This window comes from Bacterioplanes sanyensis, from assembly GCF_014652515.1.
GTDB lineage: Bacteria > Pseudomonadota > Gammaproteobacteria > Pseudomonadales > Oceanobacteraceae > Bacterioplanes > Bacterioplanes sanyensis.
This window is the reverse complement of record NZ_BMYY01000006.1, coordinates 197,441-212,293: the sequence shown is the minus strand read 5'-3', so window position 1 is coordinate 212,293 and position 14,853 is coordinate 197,441. Positions and strand designations below refer to the sequence as shown.

General features: G+C 49.9%; 15 protein-coding genes and 1 pseudogene. 6 read left to right on the top strand and 10 right to left on the bottom strand.

Features of this window, described 5'->3' with window-relative positions; genetic code table 11:
• Window positions 1–252: 252 nt before the first annotated feature.
• The 5 genes from IE090_RS11115 to IE090_RS11095 all read right to left on the bottom strand — a co-directional run bounded on the left by IE090_RS11115 (window position 253) and on the right by IE090_RS11095 (window position 3,818).
• Window positions 253–630 (bottom strand): hypothetical protein, encoded by a 378-nt coding sequence (locus IE090_RS11115; protein WP_189388451.1) that lies wholly within the window; start codon window positions 628–630, stop codon window positions 253–255.
• A gap of 2 nt (window positions 631–632) precedes the next feature.
• Entirely contained in the window at window positions 633–872 is a 240-nt protein-coding gene (locus IE090_RS11110; protein ID WP_189388450.1) for a hypothetical protein, read from the bottom strand.
• Window position 873: 1 nt separating this feature from the next.
• A complete protein-coding gene (locus IE090_RS11105; RefSeq protein WP_229815707.1) occupies window positions 874–1,098 on the bottom strand; it encodes a hypothetical protein in 225 nt (74 codons plus the stop codon).
• 3 nt (window positions 1,099–1,101) lie between these two features.
• Entirely contained in the window at window positions 1,102–1,938 is an 837-nt protein-coding gene (locus IE090_RS11100) for an AAA family ATPase (protein ID WP_189388449.1), read from the bottom strand.
• 110 nt (window positions 1,939–2,048) lie between these two features.
• The gene (locus tag IE090_RS11095) at window positions 2,049–3,818 is read right to left on the bottom strand and encodes an ATP-dependent nuclease (protein WP_189388448.1); all 1,770 of its coding nucleotides are present in this window, start codon (window positions 3,816–3,818) and stop codon (window positions 2,049–2,051) included.
• A 355-nt stretch (window positions 3,819–4,173) separates the two neighbouring features.
• Between IE090_RS11095 and IE090_RS11090 the strand changes: the two genes are divergently transcribed.
• Window positions 4,174–5,139: an integron integrase gene (locus IE090_RS11090; protein WP_189388447.1), complete on the top strand. Its 966-nt coding sequence runs from the start codon at window positions 4,174–4,176 to the stop codon at window positions 5,137–5,139.
• A 108-nt stretch (window positions 5,140–5,247) separates the two neighbouring features.
• Here IE090_RS11090 and IE090_RS11085 read toward each other — a convergent pair whose 3' ends face one another.
• The 5 genes and pseudogenes from IE090_RS11085 to IE090_RS11065 all read right to left on the bottom strand — a co-directional run bounded on the left by IE090_RS11085 (window position 5,248) and on the right by IE090_RS11065 (window position 9,716).
• On the bottom strand, window positions 5,248–5,571 hold the full coding sequence (locus IE090_RS11085; protein WP_189388446.1) for a DUF6482 family protein: 324 nt from the start codon (window positions 5,569–5,571) through the stop codon (window positions 5,248–5,250).
• Window positions 5,572–5,886: 315 nt separating this feature from the next.
• A pseudogene (locus IE090_RS11080) lies at window positions 5,887–6,153 on the bottom strand (FMN-binding glutamate synthase family protein); the annotation flags it as partial.
• Between the two features lie 245 nt (window positions 6,154–6,398).
• Window positions 6,399–6,728, bottom strand: coding sequence for a hypothetical protein (locus IE090_RS11075; RefSeq protein ID WP_189388445.1), 330 nt, complete (start codon window positions 6,726–6,728; stop codon window positions 6,399–6,401).
• Window positions 6,729–7,020: 292 nt separating this feature from the next.
• Complete coding sequence (locus IE090_RS11070; protein WP_189388444.1) at window positions 7,021–7,932, bottom strand: TIGR01777 family oxidoreductase; 912 nt, start codon at window positions 7,930–7,932, stop codon at window positions 7,021–7,023.
• Between the two features lie 14 nt (window positions 7,933–7,946).
• Window positions 7,947–9,716, bottom strand: a complete 1,770-nt coding sequence (locus IE090_RS11065) for an acyl-CoA dehydrogenase C-terminal domain-containing protein (protein WP_189388443.1) — start codon at window positions 9,714–9,716, stop codon at window positions 7,947–7,949.
• A 228-nt stretch (window positions 9,717–9,944) separates the two neighbouring features.
• Between IE090_RS11065 and IE090_RS11060 the strand changes: the two genes are divergently transcribed.
• The 5 genes from IE090_RS11060 to phrB all read left to right on the top strand — a co-directional run bounded on the left by IE090_RS11060 (window position 9,945) and on the right by phrB (window position 14,847).
• Window positions 9,945–10,925 (top strand): NAD(P)/FAD-dependent oxidoreductase, encoded by a 981-nt coding sequence (locus IE090_RS11060; protein ID WP_189388442.1) that lies wholly within the window; start codon window positions 9,945–9,947, stop codon window positions 10,923–10,925.
• 3 nt (window positions 10,926–10,928) lie between these two features.
• Window positions 10,929–11,309: a sirohydrochlorin chelatase gene (locus IE090_RS11055; RefSeq protein WP_189388441.1), complete on the top strand. Its 381-nt coding sequence runs from the start codon at window positions 10,929–10,931 to the stop codon at window positions 11,307–11,309.
• 207 nt (window positions 11,310–11,516) lie between these two features.
• Window positions 11,517–12,509 (top strand): YbgA family protein, encoded by a 993-nt coding sequence (locus IE090_RS11050; RefSeq protein WP_189388440.1) that lies wholly within the window; start codon window positions 11,517–11,519, stop codon window positions 12,507–12,509.
• Window positions 12,506–13,360: a MerR family transcriptional regulator gene (locus IE090_RS11045; protein WP_189388439.1), complete on the top strand. Its 855-nt coding sequence runs from the start codon at window positions 12,506–12,508 to the stop codon at window positions 13,358–13,360. Before IE090_RS11050 ends, IE090_RS11045 begins: the two co-directional genes overlap by 4 nt.
• Window positions 13,357–14,847 carry a deoxyribodipyrimidine photo-lyase gene (gene phrB / locus IE090_RS11040; RefSeq protein ID WP_229815705.1) on the top strand — a complete coding sequence of 497 codons (1,491 nt, stop codon included), beginning with the start codon at window positions 13,357–13,359 and terminating at the stop codon, window positions 14,845–14,847. Before IE090_RS11045 ends, phrB begins: the two co-directional genes overlap by 4 nt.
• Window positions 14,848–14,853: the final 6 nt, after the last annotated feature.

The following is a 14,853-nucleotide window of genomic DNA, read 5'->3' as shown; positions in this document are numbered from 1 at the left end:
TGGGTCATGTGTCGTCTCTTTTTGCATAGGATAAAGAAATGACACAGAATTCTGAACACTACCTAAGATCAAGGCGGTAGCAACATCCTGAACTCACCCTTCAATCAAGCTAAATCTGACGGTTTGATCCTTAAACAAGTCTTTCTTGGCTGATTGGGTTTTGGCATTGGGCACCTCGTCTGTTTGACGTTGGTGCCCATTAAAGCGGGGCAAGATCAGGATCACTCTTAAATGCTTTGTTATGTGATTTATTTAACCCACCCTTTTTAAGTATGTGTATCTTGCGATTCTAAGCGTTCTAATAAACCTAGTAAGTTCTTTCAGATCATATGTATATTCTTCGAATTCGTCTTTCGATGGGGACTCACCAAGCCTATCCAAACTCTCTGTGACAACATCTACGAGCAACTCTTCCAGAAACCTAACAATCGAATCTCTAATAAATGGCGAAAGATCACATAGCTTAAAATCTACACTTTCCCCATCAACCTTTACGACTTTTTTTACCGACACGCCAAGTTTAGAAAACTCCGAATTACTCAAGCGAAGAAAAAATTCTGATGAAAAGCTAAAGATTTCACTTTCTACAACTTGATCATCTGTAGAGACTTCTAGCAACTCAATATCCATACCTACTCCTTCTCACTCTTTTCCGATTCCAGTATCTCCGACTCTGGGATTTCAGCCCATGCTACACCACGCTCATCCAACAATTTCTTAGCTGGATCGGAAAACCGGTCTGTCGTTACCATCCCTACCGGCATAACACCGGCTTTTTCACGCTTTTTAAACATATCTCTAACCACACCTGCATGCACATAGTTAGTTTTTACTTCAATGGAAGGAGGTTTTTTCGTATCATTTTTAGACATACTAGCCTCCATTGAACTCTTTATGATAGTGACGAATTAAGCTTTTTACTTTAGGGGCATCCTCTTCATTTATTAATAGGATATCGCCTTCAGGTGTGTTGCCACGAGTTCTCTTATGCTTAATCCCTTGCTCTTTAAACTTCTCACACAGCCAAATAATTGTGTCTCTATGTAACTGTAAGTGGAAGATCATTTCATCTTCATCTGTTTCAAATTCTCTGCTCACTTTTTACTCCAGTTTGTTGTCTACTGAACTGTATGCGTTGTCAAATGCTTTAAGCACACAACTGTTTGATAGTTTTTCAATGTTGCCAATACTACTTAAAGCATCTCTAAAACACCCTTTTACATCAGGAATCGTAAGCCTCTTACGCTTATAAATGTCGTATAGGTTGATTAATTCACCTTCGAGATTTAGATCATTAAACAAACTTTCAAGCTCATTTATATAATCCTTAAAATATTCGAAATCCAACTGCTCGTCAACCTTAATTTTCAAATTAAAACGCCTTATTACGGCTGCATCGAGCATAGTTTGAACATTGCTAATTGCAACTACAATCAACCCCTGTAAATTCGAAGGGTGAAGCCTATCAAGTTCCAACATAAACGAAGACATCGCACGACGTGAGGCATCATGTTCATTTGCTTTATCACGGGACATACAAAACTGATCAATTTCATCAACCAATAGAATTTTAGGATCATCAATAGAACAGTCAGAAATCAAATCATCAAAAGCAGACACTACATTTTTTGATGTACCTCCATATTCTGACGACATAACTAATGAAAAATCCATATAGTATAAATTTAAATTATTATTAATAGACTTCAGCGTTTCAAACAAACGATATACTATAGTTGTTTTCCCTGTATTGGGAGGACCATACAAAAGAATCGTAGGCAAGTAGTCCAGTTTTGAAAGTGTTTCATAATTTGAACCTTCTAGCATCAAAGAACCTAGATTAACTATGCTTCTAAATACATCGTCATTTCCGATAGTTAAAATGCCACCTAGTTTTCTGTGTATCACCTGAGAATCCAGACGAGTAATTATTGTCAAATTTAGTTCCTCGAAAATGAAAATCTTGCGATTTAGTTGGAAATCACATAACGCCTCAAACACCGGCGCAGCGGTGCTGCGTCCGAGTGCTTTGACTTGTTAGATTTTGATTAATCAGCATCAACCACTACTCTTAACTGCTCGAAAACTGCCCGGAAATTTTCAAATGCTTCTGATGGCTGGTCAGTTACCCATTCTGAAAATCGGGTTTTGGTGCTTTTTTTAACTTTTTTGGCTAGGTACTCACGTCCCTCTGGGAGATGATTTGAATAGAGATCACTTAGATTGACAATAGTAGGAAGCTCAGGGTCATTTGCTTTGGCTATGCGATCTTCAAGCTCAATGACTCCTTCACCTAATGCTTGATTTACAACCTCAGGAGGAAACATAAACTCAATTGGTACAGGTAAATTGATATCCTGACTTAGGTTATTTTTAACATCTAGTTCAATTTTACGAAGCACTTCAGGCAGGGGCAGTAACCCAGCATAGAGTTTGCGTTCTGAACAAATTTCAAAGAACTCGGTTCCATCGATATTCCCACTGGAAGAGAAGTCTCTTAGTTGCTTTCTGCCTTCTTGGTCTCTATCAAATAATCCGATAACGGCATGCGAGAATTCTTTTGAAAGTACCTTCACTGACTTAAGGTAGGGTGGGATATTAGTAGCTCCACCTGCATGTAAGAACTCACAAAAATCTTCATCATTCGGGTATAGCTTACAGAATGCCGCCTCCATAATTGTTTTATCAGTAACACCTTCAACAATCACATGAGGGATTGCATGTTGCACCAGCTCGGCATCTAATCTTCTTACTGTAGTCGTTAATTCTCGTATTTGGTCATACGCTTCTCTTGCGCGACCGGCTACCAATGCCGCAACACCTAGTTTACGATCTAATATGTCTTCTGAAGATACTTTTTTAGCTTGAGTTTCGTTACCGCTCTCCAATTCCCTTTGAAACACATGCCATTTAGACACATGATTTCCAGACAAATCATAAAACGCAGGAGAGTGAGTAGTCAGAAAAATTTGGTTCTCTTCGCAAAATTCCTCCTTGAACTGTTCCGCAAGCTCAAAAGCCGGACCAAGTTCCAAAGATGTTTCCGGTTCCTCATAAGCCCATATGTGGTGTGTGTTTGTATGCTTAGCAATGAAGTCTAGAATATAGGGAATATGTCTACTTTGTATTCCATCACCTCGTTTTTGAAGAGGGACACTGTGATCACCATACCCTGTTGAGAAATCTAATGCGTTGAATAGTACTCGCAAGTTTGTAGGGGGTTGTATACTACTCTCTATACCTACTCCTTCTTTAATCCTCTCACTCATATCCTGAGTGCTATCATTCAAAGTATTCATCAACTCGTCAGTTGACGTAATCAATCCGGCTTTCTCATCTTCAAGTAGAGCATCATGAAGTAATGCCAAGTAGTGGCTAAATATATCTCTGCCACGTACAGCGGGTACATAGTGGAAAGATATCTTATTCAAAAATCTAGCAATTGCTGTCGAGGGCAGGCCTTTAGGGTATGTTACCTCTGGCTCAGCTGCATAGCGGTTCCAGACTTTCTTGATTACAAACTCTTTTGGGAGTGATTTCCAATTTAAAAAATTATAGAAATGAACCTTGATCCATATAGTTGCACGCCCTTTCGTATCGCGAGCCTCTTGTTCTCTTTTTCTCGTAAGGTCATCTGAAAAGTAATAGTCTTGCCCTAGTTCGGTCTTGTTATTAAAAAAAAGATTAAGAGACTTTAGTATATTTGACTTCCCACTGTCATTACCACCAATCAGAATATTCAGATCATCAACGTTCTTTAAATCTATTGAATAAACTGACCTAAAATAGCTAATTTCAACTTTTTTAATTATTTTCACAAAGTATCTTCCGTTAGTTACCCAAAGATCTCAATGCATGTTCGAAAATTTAACAGCTTAGTAGTGTGCGTGCCTGTTTTTCCAACTAGAACCATTCGAGGTATCTCTTCCAACTGACTGATTTAACGCTGGATATCCAGTTCTTTCTCACATTCCCTACTGGAAAAACGTGCTCGCCTACTATCCACGCCTCAAAGTTCTGGCGCCCAAAGCTAACCCTCTGATTTTTCAGATGTTTAAGCTACCACCCCAGGGGAATACAGGCAAGTCAGGCAGGAAAGCGTGCCAATATACCCTCCAACCTCCAGATATACTGTATATTTAAACAGCACATCTTTACATTCAGGTGAGCGCGATGGCCAAGAGCAAGTTCATCCAAGAAATTCGCCAATATATGCGGCTTCGTGACTACAGCATTCGCACTGAGCATACCTACCTGTACTGGATTCGATTCTATATTCGCTTTCACCGCTTGCAGCACCCATCAGAGCTTGGCGCTCCGCATGTTATGCAGTTTCTTAGTTACCTAGCGAATCAGCGTGATATTACCGCCAATACTCAGCGTGTCGCGCTCAATTCTTTCGCCTTTTTGTACAACAAGTTTCTCGGCCAGCCATTGGGGGAATTGGGTTTTACTTTGGCAAGCCGCCCGAAGCACCTACCTACTGTCCTCAACTCCAAGGAGGTGGGCCAAATACTTGCTCATTCCCAACCGCGCGAGCGGCTGATTTTCTCTTTGCTTTACGGTTCTGGGTTACGTATTTCGGAATGCTTGCGGCTTCGCATTAAAGATTTGAACTTTGAAGCGAGCACACTGACGGTTTTTGATGGCAAAGGCCGTAAAGATAGAGTCACCTTGCTGGCCAATAGCTTGACAGCGCTATGTGATGACTATGTGCAGAAAGCCATCGCCCTGCAAGCCAGCGACAACACTCAAGGAATCGGACCCTCTTTGCCTGACGCCTTGGGCAAGAAGTACCCCTCAGCCTACCGTGAACCCGCTTGGATGTTTTTGTTTCCATCGAGCGGACTATGCCGCCATCCCACCAGCAACATCATATGCCGCCACCACTTAGATGCTTCAGTCCCGAGAAAAGCGTTAAAAAGATCTGTGCACCAAGCAGGACTGTCTGCCAAGCGCATCACCTGCCACACTTTTCGGCATAGCTTTGCCACTGAGCTGTTACGCTCGGGGCGAGATATTCGCACCGTGCAGGAACTGCTAGGTCACAACGATGTATCCACCACGCAAATTTATACCCATGTTCTAGGACAGCATTTTGCTGGCACCACCAGCCCGTTGGACCTTTTGCCCCAGTAGGGTCAGTCATCAATGACTGAACTCTGCGCTGCACGGCGGAACCCTCAGTTTTACGCCGAGGTTTTCTTCACCCTAGTAGGCCGCCTCAGCTGGCGTAACTGCCCACCCTTACTGCAATGTCAGCGGCCGCCCCACGCTGTTATTGCTTAGCGGCACTTCCAGCGCATTGCTGTGCTCGCGGCTCGGTTGGCCGACCATTTCGTCGTAGGCGCTTTGCTGGCGCAACACCATTTGTGTCACGGGCAAGCCTTCGAACAGGGTTTGCAAGTTCAGCAGGTTGAACGAGCGCAGCAGTTTGCCTTTGCTGTCGGTCACGTACTGCTCTTCGCCGTTGACCCACACAGATACCTGGTACAAACACAGGTCGAGGGAGTGAATCACGACTTTATCAATCTGTGACAGCTGACGGACCTGATTCATGGTGATACTCATGGGCGGCTCCAATTTATACAACACCTATACAGAGAGTATATTAAAGCAATTCCTTCAGTCGTCCAGCTCTAGTGGCTCGCCCGGGTAAACTCACGGCTGCCATACAGTTCACTTACTGGGAATCTTTGAATAATTCTGCCCAGCTCTGCTGCTCTCACCCAATGAGGAGAGCCAGAGAACTCCAGCGCTGTGTTGCCGATTTTTGCCGTAGCGGGTTAGAGCGGCAAACCGGCCTCGTGACCTGTAGCCCTCTGACGATCCAGAGCGGGCACCGAATTATTCAAAGGTTTCCTCAAGCAGAAGGCTCAGCACAGTCTTTTTTAATGCCGGAAATGGGCTATTCACAAACATCACGGTGCTAGGCACATCGAGCCTGCGGGTCGAGCCAAAGGCGACGGTGGTATCGACTTTTTTCGCGGCTTTATAGGCCCAGCCACGCTCGGCGCGGTTAAAGGGCATTTCTTCACGGTCCATGGCAAAAAAATACTGCCGGAAAAACTCGCCTAAATGCTCAAACACATAGCGAAAACGACCCAATACCGGGAAATTACGTCGCACCGCATGGCGGGTTTGCCGTCGGTCGCTGATTTAGGCTCCAATACCTCGAACCAATACCTCGAACCAAGGCCCCAAACCAATGCAGGCAATAACAGCAATGCCAATGTACACACTCCAGCACTGCATGGGCGGCAGCGCGAAATCATGCATCCGTTTTTCTTTGCTCATTTTTCTGCCAACGTAACACTTAGCCTAAACGACAAAAAATAGGCATAAAAAAAGCGGCCTAAGCCGCTTGAGGGTGCTGTGGCCGGACCAGCCCGTAGGGGTCAGGCCGTTGGAGTAATGTTGCGTACGCTTCTGGCGGTGAAGTAGGCGAATCCTCCGTCTACGTCGCCCACCTCAATGCGGTTGGGCGCCAAAGGCGAGCTTTTAATGGTGGCGATGTAAACGCCATGACTGGAGACTAAATTGCGATCTACGTCATTAAATTGTGGTTGTGAAAACACGAAGGTTTTGCGCTCATGTCCACGTTCCATGGTGAGTATTAGCTGAGCATCCACCAGCTCATTTGCGCGACTGTAATTGACATATGTTACCTGGTATCCCAAGTCGAATTCATACAAGGGCGAGGCCAAGGTTGGTTTGCTGATGCTCATAACTCACACCTATATAAGCGGCATTGCACTATTAGTTCTAGTCGCAAGCTGAGCCCATATCAATTGTGGATAACAGAAAACTACAGAGCCGTGAACCAATCAAGGCGACGATAAATATTTGACGTAAAAACAGGCGTTTAGTATCGCCACCAGCCGCTCTCCTGTCAAAAAATAGCCACTGTACAAACGAACAGCCCAAAACAGGCACAACTGAAAGGAATGTCACTGAGAGAAAAGCGCCAGTTTTTATTGATATAAAAACCAACAAAAACTTGGCAGACGGCCATGCGCGCTACCAACGTGTGCGTATGTCTTGTATGGCAGGCGCTAGGGACGGGAAATCAAAGGCAAAATTACTTTCTAACAGCCGCTCAGGTAAAGCGCGCTGACCAAAAAGCAGCAGATCACTCATTTCACCAAACGCCAGTTTGGCCATGGGCGTTGGCATCGGCAAAATGGCCGGCCGCTTCATAGTGCCAGCCAGCGTGCGGCTGAACTCACGATTGGTGACAGGCTCAGGGGCCGTGAGGTTAAAGGCGCCTTGCGCTTCGCTGTCGAGCAACCAGTGAATGGCGCGGCAATAATCGTGACGATGAATCCACGGCATGTACTGCCCACCGCTGCCAATCGGGCCACCTAGCCCTAAATAAAACGGCAACCACATGCGCTGCAACATGCCACCACGCGGGCCTAATACCAAGCCAGTGCGCACGGTAATTAGGCGCTGTGTGCGCGGGGCAAGCGCCTTTGCCGCGTGTTCCCAGTCTTGGCACAAGCGGGCAGCGTAATCCTGCCCGGCATGGCTTTGTTCGGTTACGGTTTGCTGCTCAGCCGAGCCGCTCAAGCGGCCGTAATAACCAACGGCCGAGCCGCTGATGACGCATTCAAACTGCTGTTCACTACTGGCCGCCCAATCGGCCAAATCGCGGGTAAAGTCGATGCGCGAAGCGCGCAATACTTGCTTGCGCGCCTCACTCCAGCGCTGATCGGCGATGCCCTCGCCGGCTAAGTTAATCAGCCAGTGATAGCGCTCACCCAGCTGCGCCAGGGTGTTGGCGGCGGTCACACGCCCACCCCAACGTTGGGCAACCCACTCGGGGCGACGGCTGAACACAGTGATTTGGTGGTCGTTCTGCAGCCACTGGTCTACCAATTGCTGACCAATAAAGCCGGTGCCACCTGTGATTAATATGTTCTTGCTCATACGCCCCTCCGGACTCACATCATATCGGCGGTCATCGCCATCACGCTGTCTTTGCCGGACTCAATGTCTGCCATCAAGGCCTCGGCCTGAGGCAACAGTTTGGCAAAGAAAAAGTCGGCGCTAAACAGCTTAGCCTGATAAAAGTCCGTTTCTGTGCTGCCGTTGTCCAGCGCTTGCTGCGCTGTCATCGCCATGCGGCTCCAGAAATACGCCATCATGGTGAGCGCCATCAAACGCAGGTAAGGCGTGGCCACGGCGCCGGCTTGCTCGCGATCCTGCATGCCATTTTGCATCAGCCACATGGTGGCTTTTTGCAAACGTGCAGTGCTGGCTTTTACTGCTTCGGCGTGCGGGGCATCTGTTTGTTGCTGGATGTATTGATCCAACATGGCAAACAAACGCTTAATGGCGCGGCCGCCGTGCATGCCCAGTTTGCGCCCCACTAAGTCCAACGCCTGAATACCGTTGGTGCCCTCATAAATACGGGTAATGCGTGCATCGCGCACCAACTGCTCGATCGGCCAATCCTGGGTGTAGCCATTGCCGCCCATCAGCTGCAAACCGTCGTTGGCGCAGAAGAAACCTTCGTCGGTTAGGTAGGCTTTGATCACCGGCGTCAACAGTTGCACCAGGTCATCGGCTTGCTCACGTTCCTCGGCACCTTCGGCTTTGTGGGCAATGTCGATCTGCATGGCAGCGAAATAGGCCAACGCCCGGCCGCCTTCAATGGTGGCTTTCTGACGCAACACCATGCGCCGTACATCCGGGTGGACCAGAATGTTATCCGCCACTTGGTCCGGCTCTTGTGGGCCTGCCAGCGAGCGGCTTTGACGGCGCTCTTTGGCAAACGCCAAGGACGTTTGATAGGCCGCTTCGGCCACGCCTAAGCCTTGTAGGCCAACCATCAAGCGGGCGCTGTTCATCATCACAAACATGGCTTGCAAGCCTTTGTGCGGCTCGCCAATCAGCCAACCCTGAGCGCCTTCAAAATTCATCACACAAGTGGCTGAACCTTTAATGCCCATTTTGTGTTCCAGCCCGCCGCAAAAGGCTGGGTTACGACTGCCATCGGGCAGCACTTTGGGCACCAAAAACAGAGAAATACCCTTGGAGCCAGCCGGTGCATCGGGCAGCTTGGCCAGCACCAGGTGCACAATGTTGTCGACCAAATCGTGCTCGCCGCCGGTGATCCAGATCTTGGTGCCGGTAATGGCGTAGCTGCCATCGGCATTGGGCTCGGCTTTGGTGCGAATCAGGCCCAAGTCTGTGCCGCAGTGTGGCTCAGTCAGGCACATGGTGCCGGTCCATTCACCACTGATCAGTTTGGGCAGATATTGCTCTTTTAACTCATCGCTGCCGTAACTGGTTAGCGCATTAATGGCGCCGTGGGTCAGGCCCGGATACATGCCCAGCGATAAATTGGCTGAGCACACCATTTCTTCGGCAATGGTATTAAGGGTATGCGGCAGGCCCTGACCGCCGTATTCCACCGGCGATGCCAATGCCGTCCAGCCGTTTTCAGCAAACTGCTGGTAGGCTTCTTTAAACCCTTTGGGTGTGGTCACGGTTTTGCTGTCTGGGTCGTACTGACAGCCCTCACGATCACCGCTTTCATTTAGCGGTGCCATCACGTTTTCGGCCAGCTTAGCGCCTTCGTTCAGCATGGCGTCCATAATTTCGCGAGTCGCATCTTCGTAGCCAGGCAGTGCCGGCAACACTTGGTCACCTTGCAGCAGTTCGTACAACACAAATTGCATGTCACGTAACGGGGCTTGGTAGTTCATCTGCTTCACCTTTTTGCCGATTGCTTGCGGATTTGGCCGTTGTGATCAGGCAAGCTCGACCCATCCACAACGTACAAATACTTATTTATACAACAGTTATACATAAGACCAGCGAAGGGTACAATAAAAATTCAAACGATCATTTGAATTTTTGTACAGGAAGCGTCACTGTTTTTTGGTACATTGCACCCTTAAACACTGCTACAACCGCCAAATCCGGAGATTTTCATGGCAAGCATCGCCATCGTCGGCGCCGGCATGGCCGGCCTGACCGCCCTGCAAGCGTTAAAGCAGCAAGGACATCACGTCACTGTGTTTGATAAAAGCCGCGGTTCAGGTGGCCGTCTGGCCAGTAAAAAAGTAGGCAACGCCAGTTGGGACATGGGCGCCCAGTTTATGCGCAGCCACACCGATGCCTTTGCTCAACAACTGCAGCAGTGGCAGCAACAAGGCTGGATCGAGCCGTGGCCGGTGGCGCCTTGGGTGATCGACAGTGCCGGCGCACGGCCATCGCCCGATGAGGTGGAGCGCTTTGTCAGCGTGAACCGTATGACGGCGCTCAGCCGCCAACTGGTAGCCTGCGCCGATGAGTTCGCCACTTCCACTCGCATCGTGCGCTGCCAGCATGATCAGCAGCAGTGGTATTTGCACGATGATGAGCAGCAGTGTCACGGCCCGTTTGATGCCCTGATTGTTAACTTGCCGCCGGCCCAGGCCCAGCCCCTCCTAGGTGACAGCCCGCAACTGCAACAGCAGTGTCAGGTTGAGATGCTGCCGTGCTGGACCTTATTACTGGCATTCGAGCAACCGTTAGACACCGCCATCGATGCCGCCTTTGTTAAGCACGGCGCCATCGGTTGGCTGGCGCGCAATAACAGCAAACCGCAGCGCGACGCACACGAGACCTGGGTCATTCAGGCCAATCATCACTGGAGCCAACAGCGGCTGGAGCACCCGCGCGAGCTGGTGCAGCAGGAGTTAACAACGGCCTTCGCACAGGCATTGCAGTTGCAGATACCGCGCGCCACAGAACAGTGGTTGCATCGCTGGCTGTATGCCATTGCCGCCGAGCCGCTGCAGCGCGGTGCCTTGAGCGATCCCCAAAGGCGCCTCAGTGTGTGCGGCGACTGGTGCCACAGTGGCGCGATTGAAGGCGCCTGGCTCAGTGGTCGTCAGGCCGGTAACGACATCAACACCTTTTTGGAGTAAGGCATGCGAGCATCAATTTTATTAGCCCACGGCAGCAGCGACCCCAACTGGCTGGCACCGTTCGAGCAACTGCGTCAGCGCATTTGCCAGCAACTGCCCACCGATACAGAAGTACGTCTGGCCTACATGGAGCTGGCGCAACCCGATCTGGCCAGCCAGGTTGCAGAACTCGCCGCCGCTGGCGCCACCGACATTGACGTGCTGCCGCTGTTTTTTGCCGCCGGCCGTCACCTGCGCCGCGACGTGCCAGCCATGATTGCAGACCTAATGAGCCAATACCCAGAGGTGAGCATCGAGCTACACCCGCCAGTGGGTCTTGAGCCCGAAGTCAGCGATGCCATCAGCCAAGTGGTGACGCGTCACGTGCAAGGCCAGAACGCCTAAAGCTTTCAACCCCTATGTTTCTTGCCGCGGGCAACGCTCTGCCCGCAGTTAGCCCATACTCGACAGCCTGCTGACTTATACACCTTAGACAGAGGCTTTACCTTTCCTTATACAAAATACGATTCATCTGTACAAATTATATTGACGTGTCGAACTTCTTTGAGCCAGACTAATCCTATACAAGTCTGAATCACAGGTTATACAGCTATGGCACAGTCCGCTCAGACAAACAGTCGTTTGCCCAGCCAACGCATCCCAGTGGGCATCAGTGCTTGCTTGATGGGTCAATCGGTTCGCTTTAACGGTTCGCACAAGCGTTCGCGCTTTTGCACCGACGTATTGAGCCGTTATTTCGACTTTCGGCCACTGTGCCCTGAAGTCGCCATTGGCATGGGCACACCGCGCGAACCAATTCGTTTGGCCACCACCACACCGGATGACACCAACGTGCGCGCCATTGGCACCGATAACCCAGAATTAGACGTTACCGATGCCTTGGCTGAATACGGCCGTGAGCAAGGTCAAAAACAGCAGTTGTGTGGCTATATTTTTATGCAAAAATCGCCCAGCTGTGGGCTGTTTGGCGTTAAGCGCTACCTTGCCAATGGCCACCCCGAAGGCACCACCCGTGGCATTTATGCCAAGCATTTCTGTGAGCAAAATCCGTTACTGCCAGTAGAAGAGGCCGGCCGCCTAAACGATGCCGGCTTGCTGGAAAACTTTATGGTGCGGGTGTTTACCTACCACGAGTGGCAGCAACTGCGTGCCCAGCCCATTGGCGCGCATGACTTGATCGACTTTCACTCGCGCTACAAATATTTAGTGATGGCGCACAGTGCGGTGCACTACAAGAGCATGGGCCGTTTATTGGCCGATCTAAAAGCCGCGCCCATTAACGACATTGCCGATGAATACTTCAGCCAGCTAATGGCCGCCCTAGCAAAACCTGCCAGTCGAAAAATGCACACCAACACATTGATGCATTTGCAGGGCTATTTGAAGCATTTGCTCAGTGATGAAGATAAGCGCGAGCTCACCGCCATTATCGAGGACTATCGCCTCGGCATTGTGCCCTTAGTCGTGCCGCTCACTTTGCTCAAGCATCATTTAAACCACCATGAAGAGGCCAACGCTTACGCCCGAGCTCAGGTTTACCTCAATCCACATCCGTATGAGTTGGGGTTAAGGAATCGGCTATGAGCGAAGCTTACCCGATTCGTGAGTTTGCCCGCTTAACCGGCGTAAACCCGGTCACATTGCGCGCTTGGGAGCGGCGCTACGGCATCATCAAACCGCAGCGCACCGCCAAGGGCCATCGCATGTACAACGATGAGCACATTGGTCGAGTCAAAAACATTCTTTATTGGCTGGAGCAGGGCTACCCGATTCGCCAAGTAAAGCTGCTGATTAAAGACACGCCGCCGCCCCAGCAAGATCACAGCGACAACTGGCAGCAATTGCAGCAGCAGATGATCAGCGCAGCGACTAACCTCGACAGTGAGCGTTTAGATCAACTGTGGACGGATGGCCTCGCTTGCTACCCGATGGCGGTGTATTACGAACGCTGTTTGCTACCTGTGTTGCAGCATGTGCGTAGCCAACATGAGCAGCCCTTATTAGCGCGCTCATTTGAACATTTATTGCGGCGCAAACTGTATGCCTTGGTGCAGCATCAACAAAAAAATAACGATGGCCCAGCGTTGCTGTTGGCCACCAACCATGAAGACGCTGAGTTGGAGTTATTAGCCTGTGCCTATGCCCTCGGCGCGGCGGCGTTTCATGTGCATTATTTTGGGCCAAAACTCAGCCCGTCTGACATTGGTCTGGCACTGACCAGCCTTGCCAGTGAACGCCTGTGGCTGCATTTTCACCCTTGCAACATCAGTGAGGGCAAACAGTGGGCCAGCACATTGTCGGCTTTGTCGGCGGGAATTTTTTTATCCGGTGCCGTGCCTTATGTCATTCAAGATGACGATCATATTCATCGCTTGCCCGAGTCACTGGGCAAGCAAGTTCAACGCTTTATAACAACCCTTGGAGGTTTATCGTGACGCAGCTGGTGTGGTTTCGCATGGACATGCGAATTCATGACAACCCTGCCTTGTACCATGCCTGTCAGCAGCAACAGCCGGTGGTGGCCGTTACCTGTCTGACACCCGAGCAATGGCAACAACATGGTTTGGGACCACGCAAATGGCAGTTGCTGATCAATAGCCTGCACGCGCTGCAACAGCAATTAGCGACGTTAAATATTCCCCTGCTGGTACTGAACAGCACGGATTTTGCGCACAGCCTCACAGATTTACAGCAGCTTATCAGCCAGCTGGGACAGCACGACCTGTCGGTAGCGGCACTGAATTTTAATATTGAATACGAAGTCAACGAGCGCAAACGCGACATTGAGCTGCAACGCTGGTGTCAGCAACAAGGCATAGCCGTGAATAAGTTTCACGATCAATGCATTGTGCCGCCCGGTGAAGTACTCACTCGCCAGCAGCAACCGTTTAAAGTGTATTCGCCTTTTAAACGCGCCTGGTGGCAAGCATTTGAAAGCCACAAACAACCACCTTTGCCAGCCCCCGAGGCACAGGCCCCGCTCACAGCAGAGCAACAGCAAGCGCTAAGTAGCTGGCAAGCATTGCCCGAGGCCAGTGACGATGAGCTCTGGCCCTGTGATGAAGCCAGTGTGCATCAGCGACTGGAGGATTTTCTCGATCAACAGGTACTTTATTACGCCGATGAGCGCGATTTTCCGGCCAAGCCTGGCACCAGTGCTTTGTCTTATGCCCTCGCTTTAGGACTGCTATCACCACGCCAATGCCTTTATAGCGCTTGGCAAAAAAATGCGTGCCAGCTCAGTGGCGGCGAGCCAGGCCTAGCAGGCTGGATTAACGAGTTAATTTGGCGCGAATTCTACCGGCATTTATTGGTGGCCTTTCCCCACCTGTGCAAGCACCAAAACTTTAAAGCCGAATTTGATCACGTGGCCTGGCGCCAGGGCGATGCAGCCGAGCGTGATTTTCAAGCCTGGTGTGAAGGCAACACTGGCTACCCCATTGTTGATGCTGCACAACGCCAGCTGGTGGCCACCGGTTGGATGCACAATCGCCTACGCATGATCAGCGCGATGTTTTTAAGCAAGCATTTATTAATTGACTGGCGCCGTGGCGAAGCCTTTTTTAATCACCATTTGGTGGATGCCGACTTAGCCTCAAACAATGGCGGTTGGCAATGGAGCGCATCGACCGGAGCCGATGGTGCACCCTATTTTCGCATTTTTAACCCCACCACCCAGTCGCAGCGCTTTGACCCAGATGGCCAGTTTATTTGCCGCTATGTGCCCGAGCTAACGCCACTGCCAGCGCGTGACCGCCATCAGCCCAATGCGCTGCAGCGCCAGCAAAGACGTTATCCACAGCCCATTGTCGAGCATAAGTTTGCCCGCCAACGCGCTCTGGATGCCTTTAAACAAGACACTGATGTTAAACAAAACACCACCGCGACCGACTCTGCGGTGCAACCCTCATTGATTGAGTGAGAGATC

Excerpts from the sequence above, each read along its gene's own strand:
- IE090_RS11115 (WP_189388451.1), bottom strand. The coding sequence starts at position 630 with ATGGATATTGAGTTGCTAGAAGTCTCTACAGATGATCAAGTTGTAGAA.
- IE090_RS11110 (WP_189388450.1), bottom strand. The coding sequence starts at position 872 with ATGTCTAAAAATGATACGAAAAAACCTCCTTCCATTGAAGTAAAAACT.
- IE090_RS11090 (WP_189388447.1), top strand. The coding sequence starts at position 4,174 with ATGGCCAAGAGCAAGTTCATCCAAGAAATTCGCCAATATATGCGGCTT.
- IE090_RS11085 (WP_189388446.1), bottom strand. The coding sequence starts at position 5,571 with ATGAGTATCACCATGAATCAGGTCCGTCAGCTGTCACAGATTGATAAA.
- IE090_RS11075 (WP_189388445.1), bottom strand. The coding sequence starts at position 6,728 with ATGAGCATCAGCAAACCAACCTTGGCCTCGCCCTTGTATGAATTCGAC.
- IE090_RS11070 (WP_189388444.1), bottom strand. The coding sequence starts at position 7,932 with ATGAGCAAGAACATATTAATCACAGGTGGCACCGGCTTTATTGGTCAG.
- IE090_RS11065 (WP_189388443.1), bottom strand. The coding sequence starts at position 9,716 with ATGAACTACCAAGCCCCGTTACGTGACATGCAATTTGTGTTGTACGAA.
- IE090_RS11060 (WP_189388442.1), top strand. The coding sequence starts at position 9,945 with ATGGCAAGCATCGCCATCGTCGGCGCCGGCATGGCCGGCCTGACCGCC.
- IE090_RS11055 (WP_189388441.1), top strand. The coding sequence starts at position 10,929 with ATGCGAGCATCAATTTTATTAGCCCACGGCAGCAGCGACCCCAACTGG.
- IE090_RS11050 (WP_189388440.1), top strand. The coding sequence starts at position 11,517 with ATGGCACAGTCCGCTCAGACAAACAGTCGTTTGCCCAGCCAACGCATC.
- IE090_RS11045 (WP_189388439.1), top strand. The coding sequence starts at position 12,506 with ATGAGCGAAGCTTACCCGATTCGTGAGTTTGCCCGCTTAACCGGCGTA.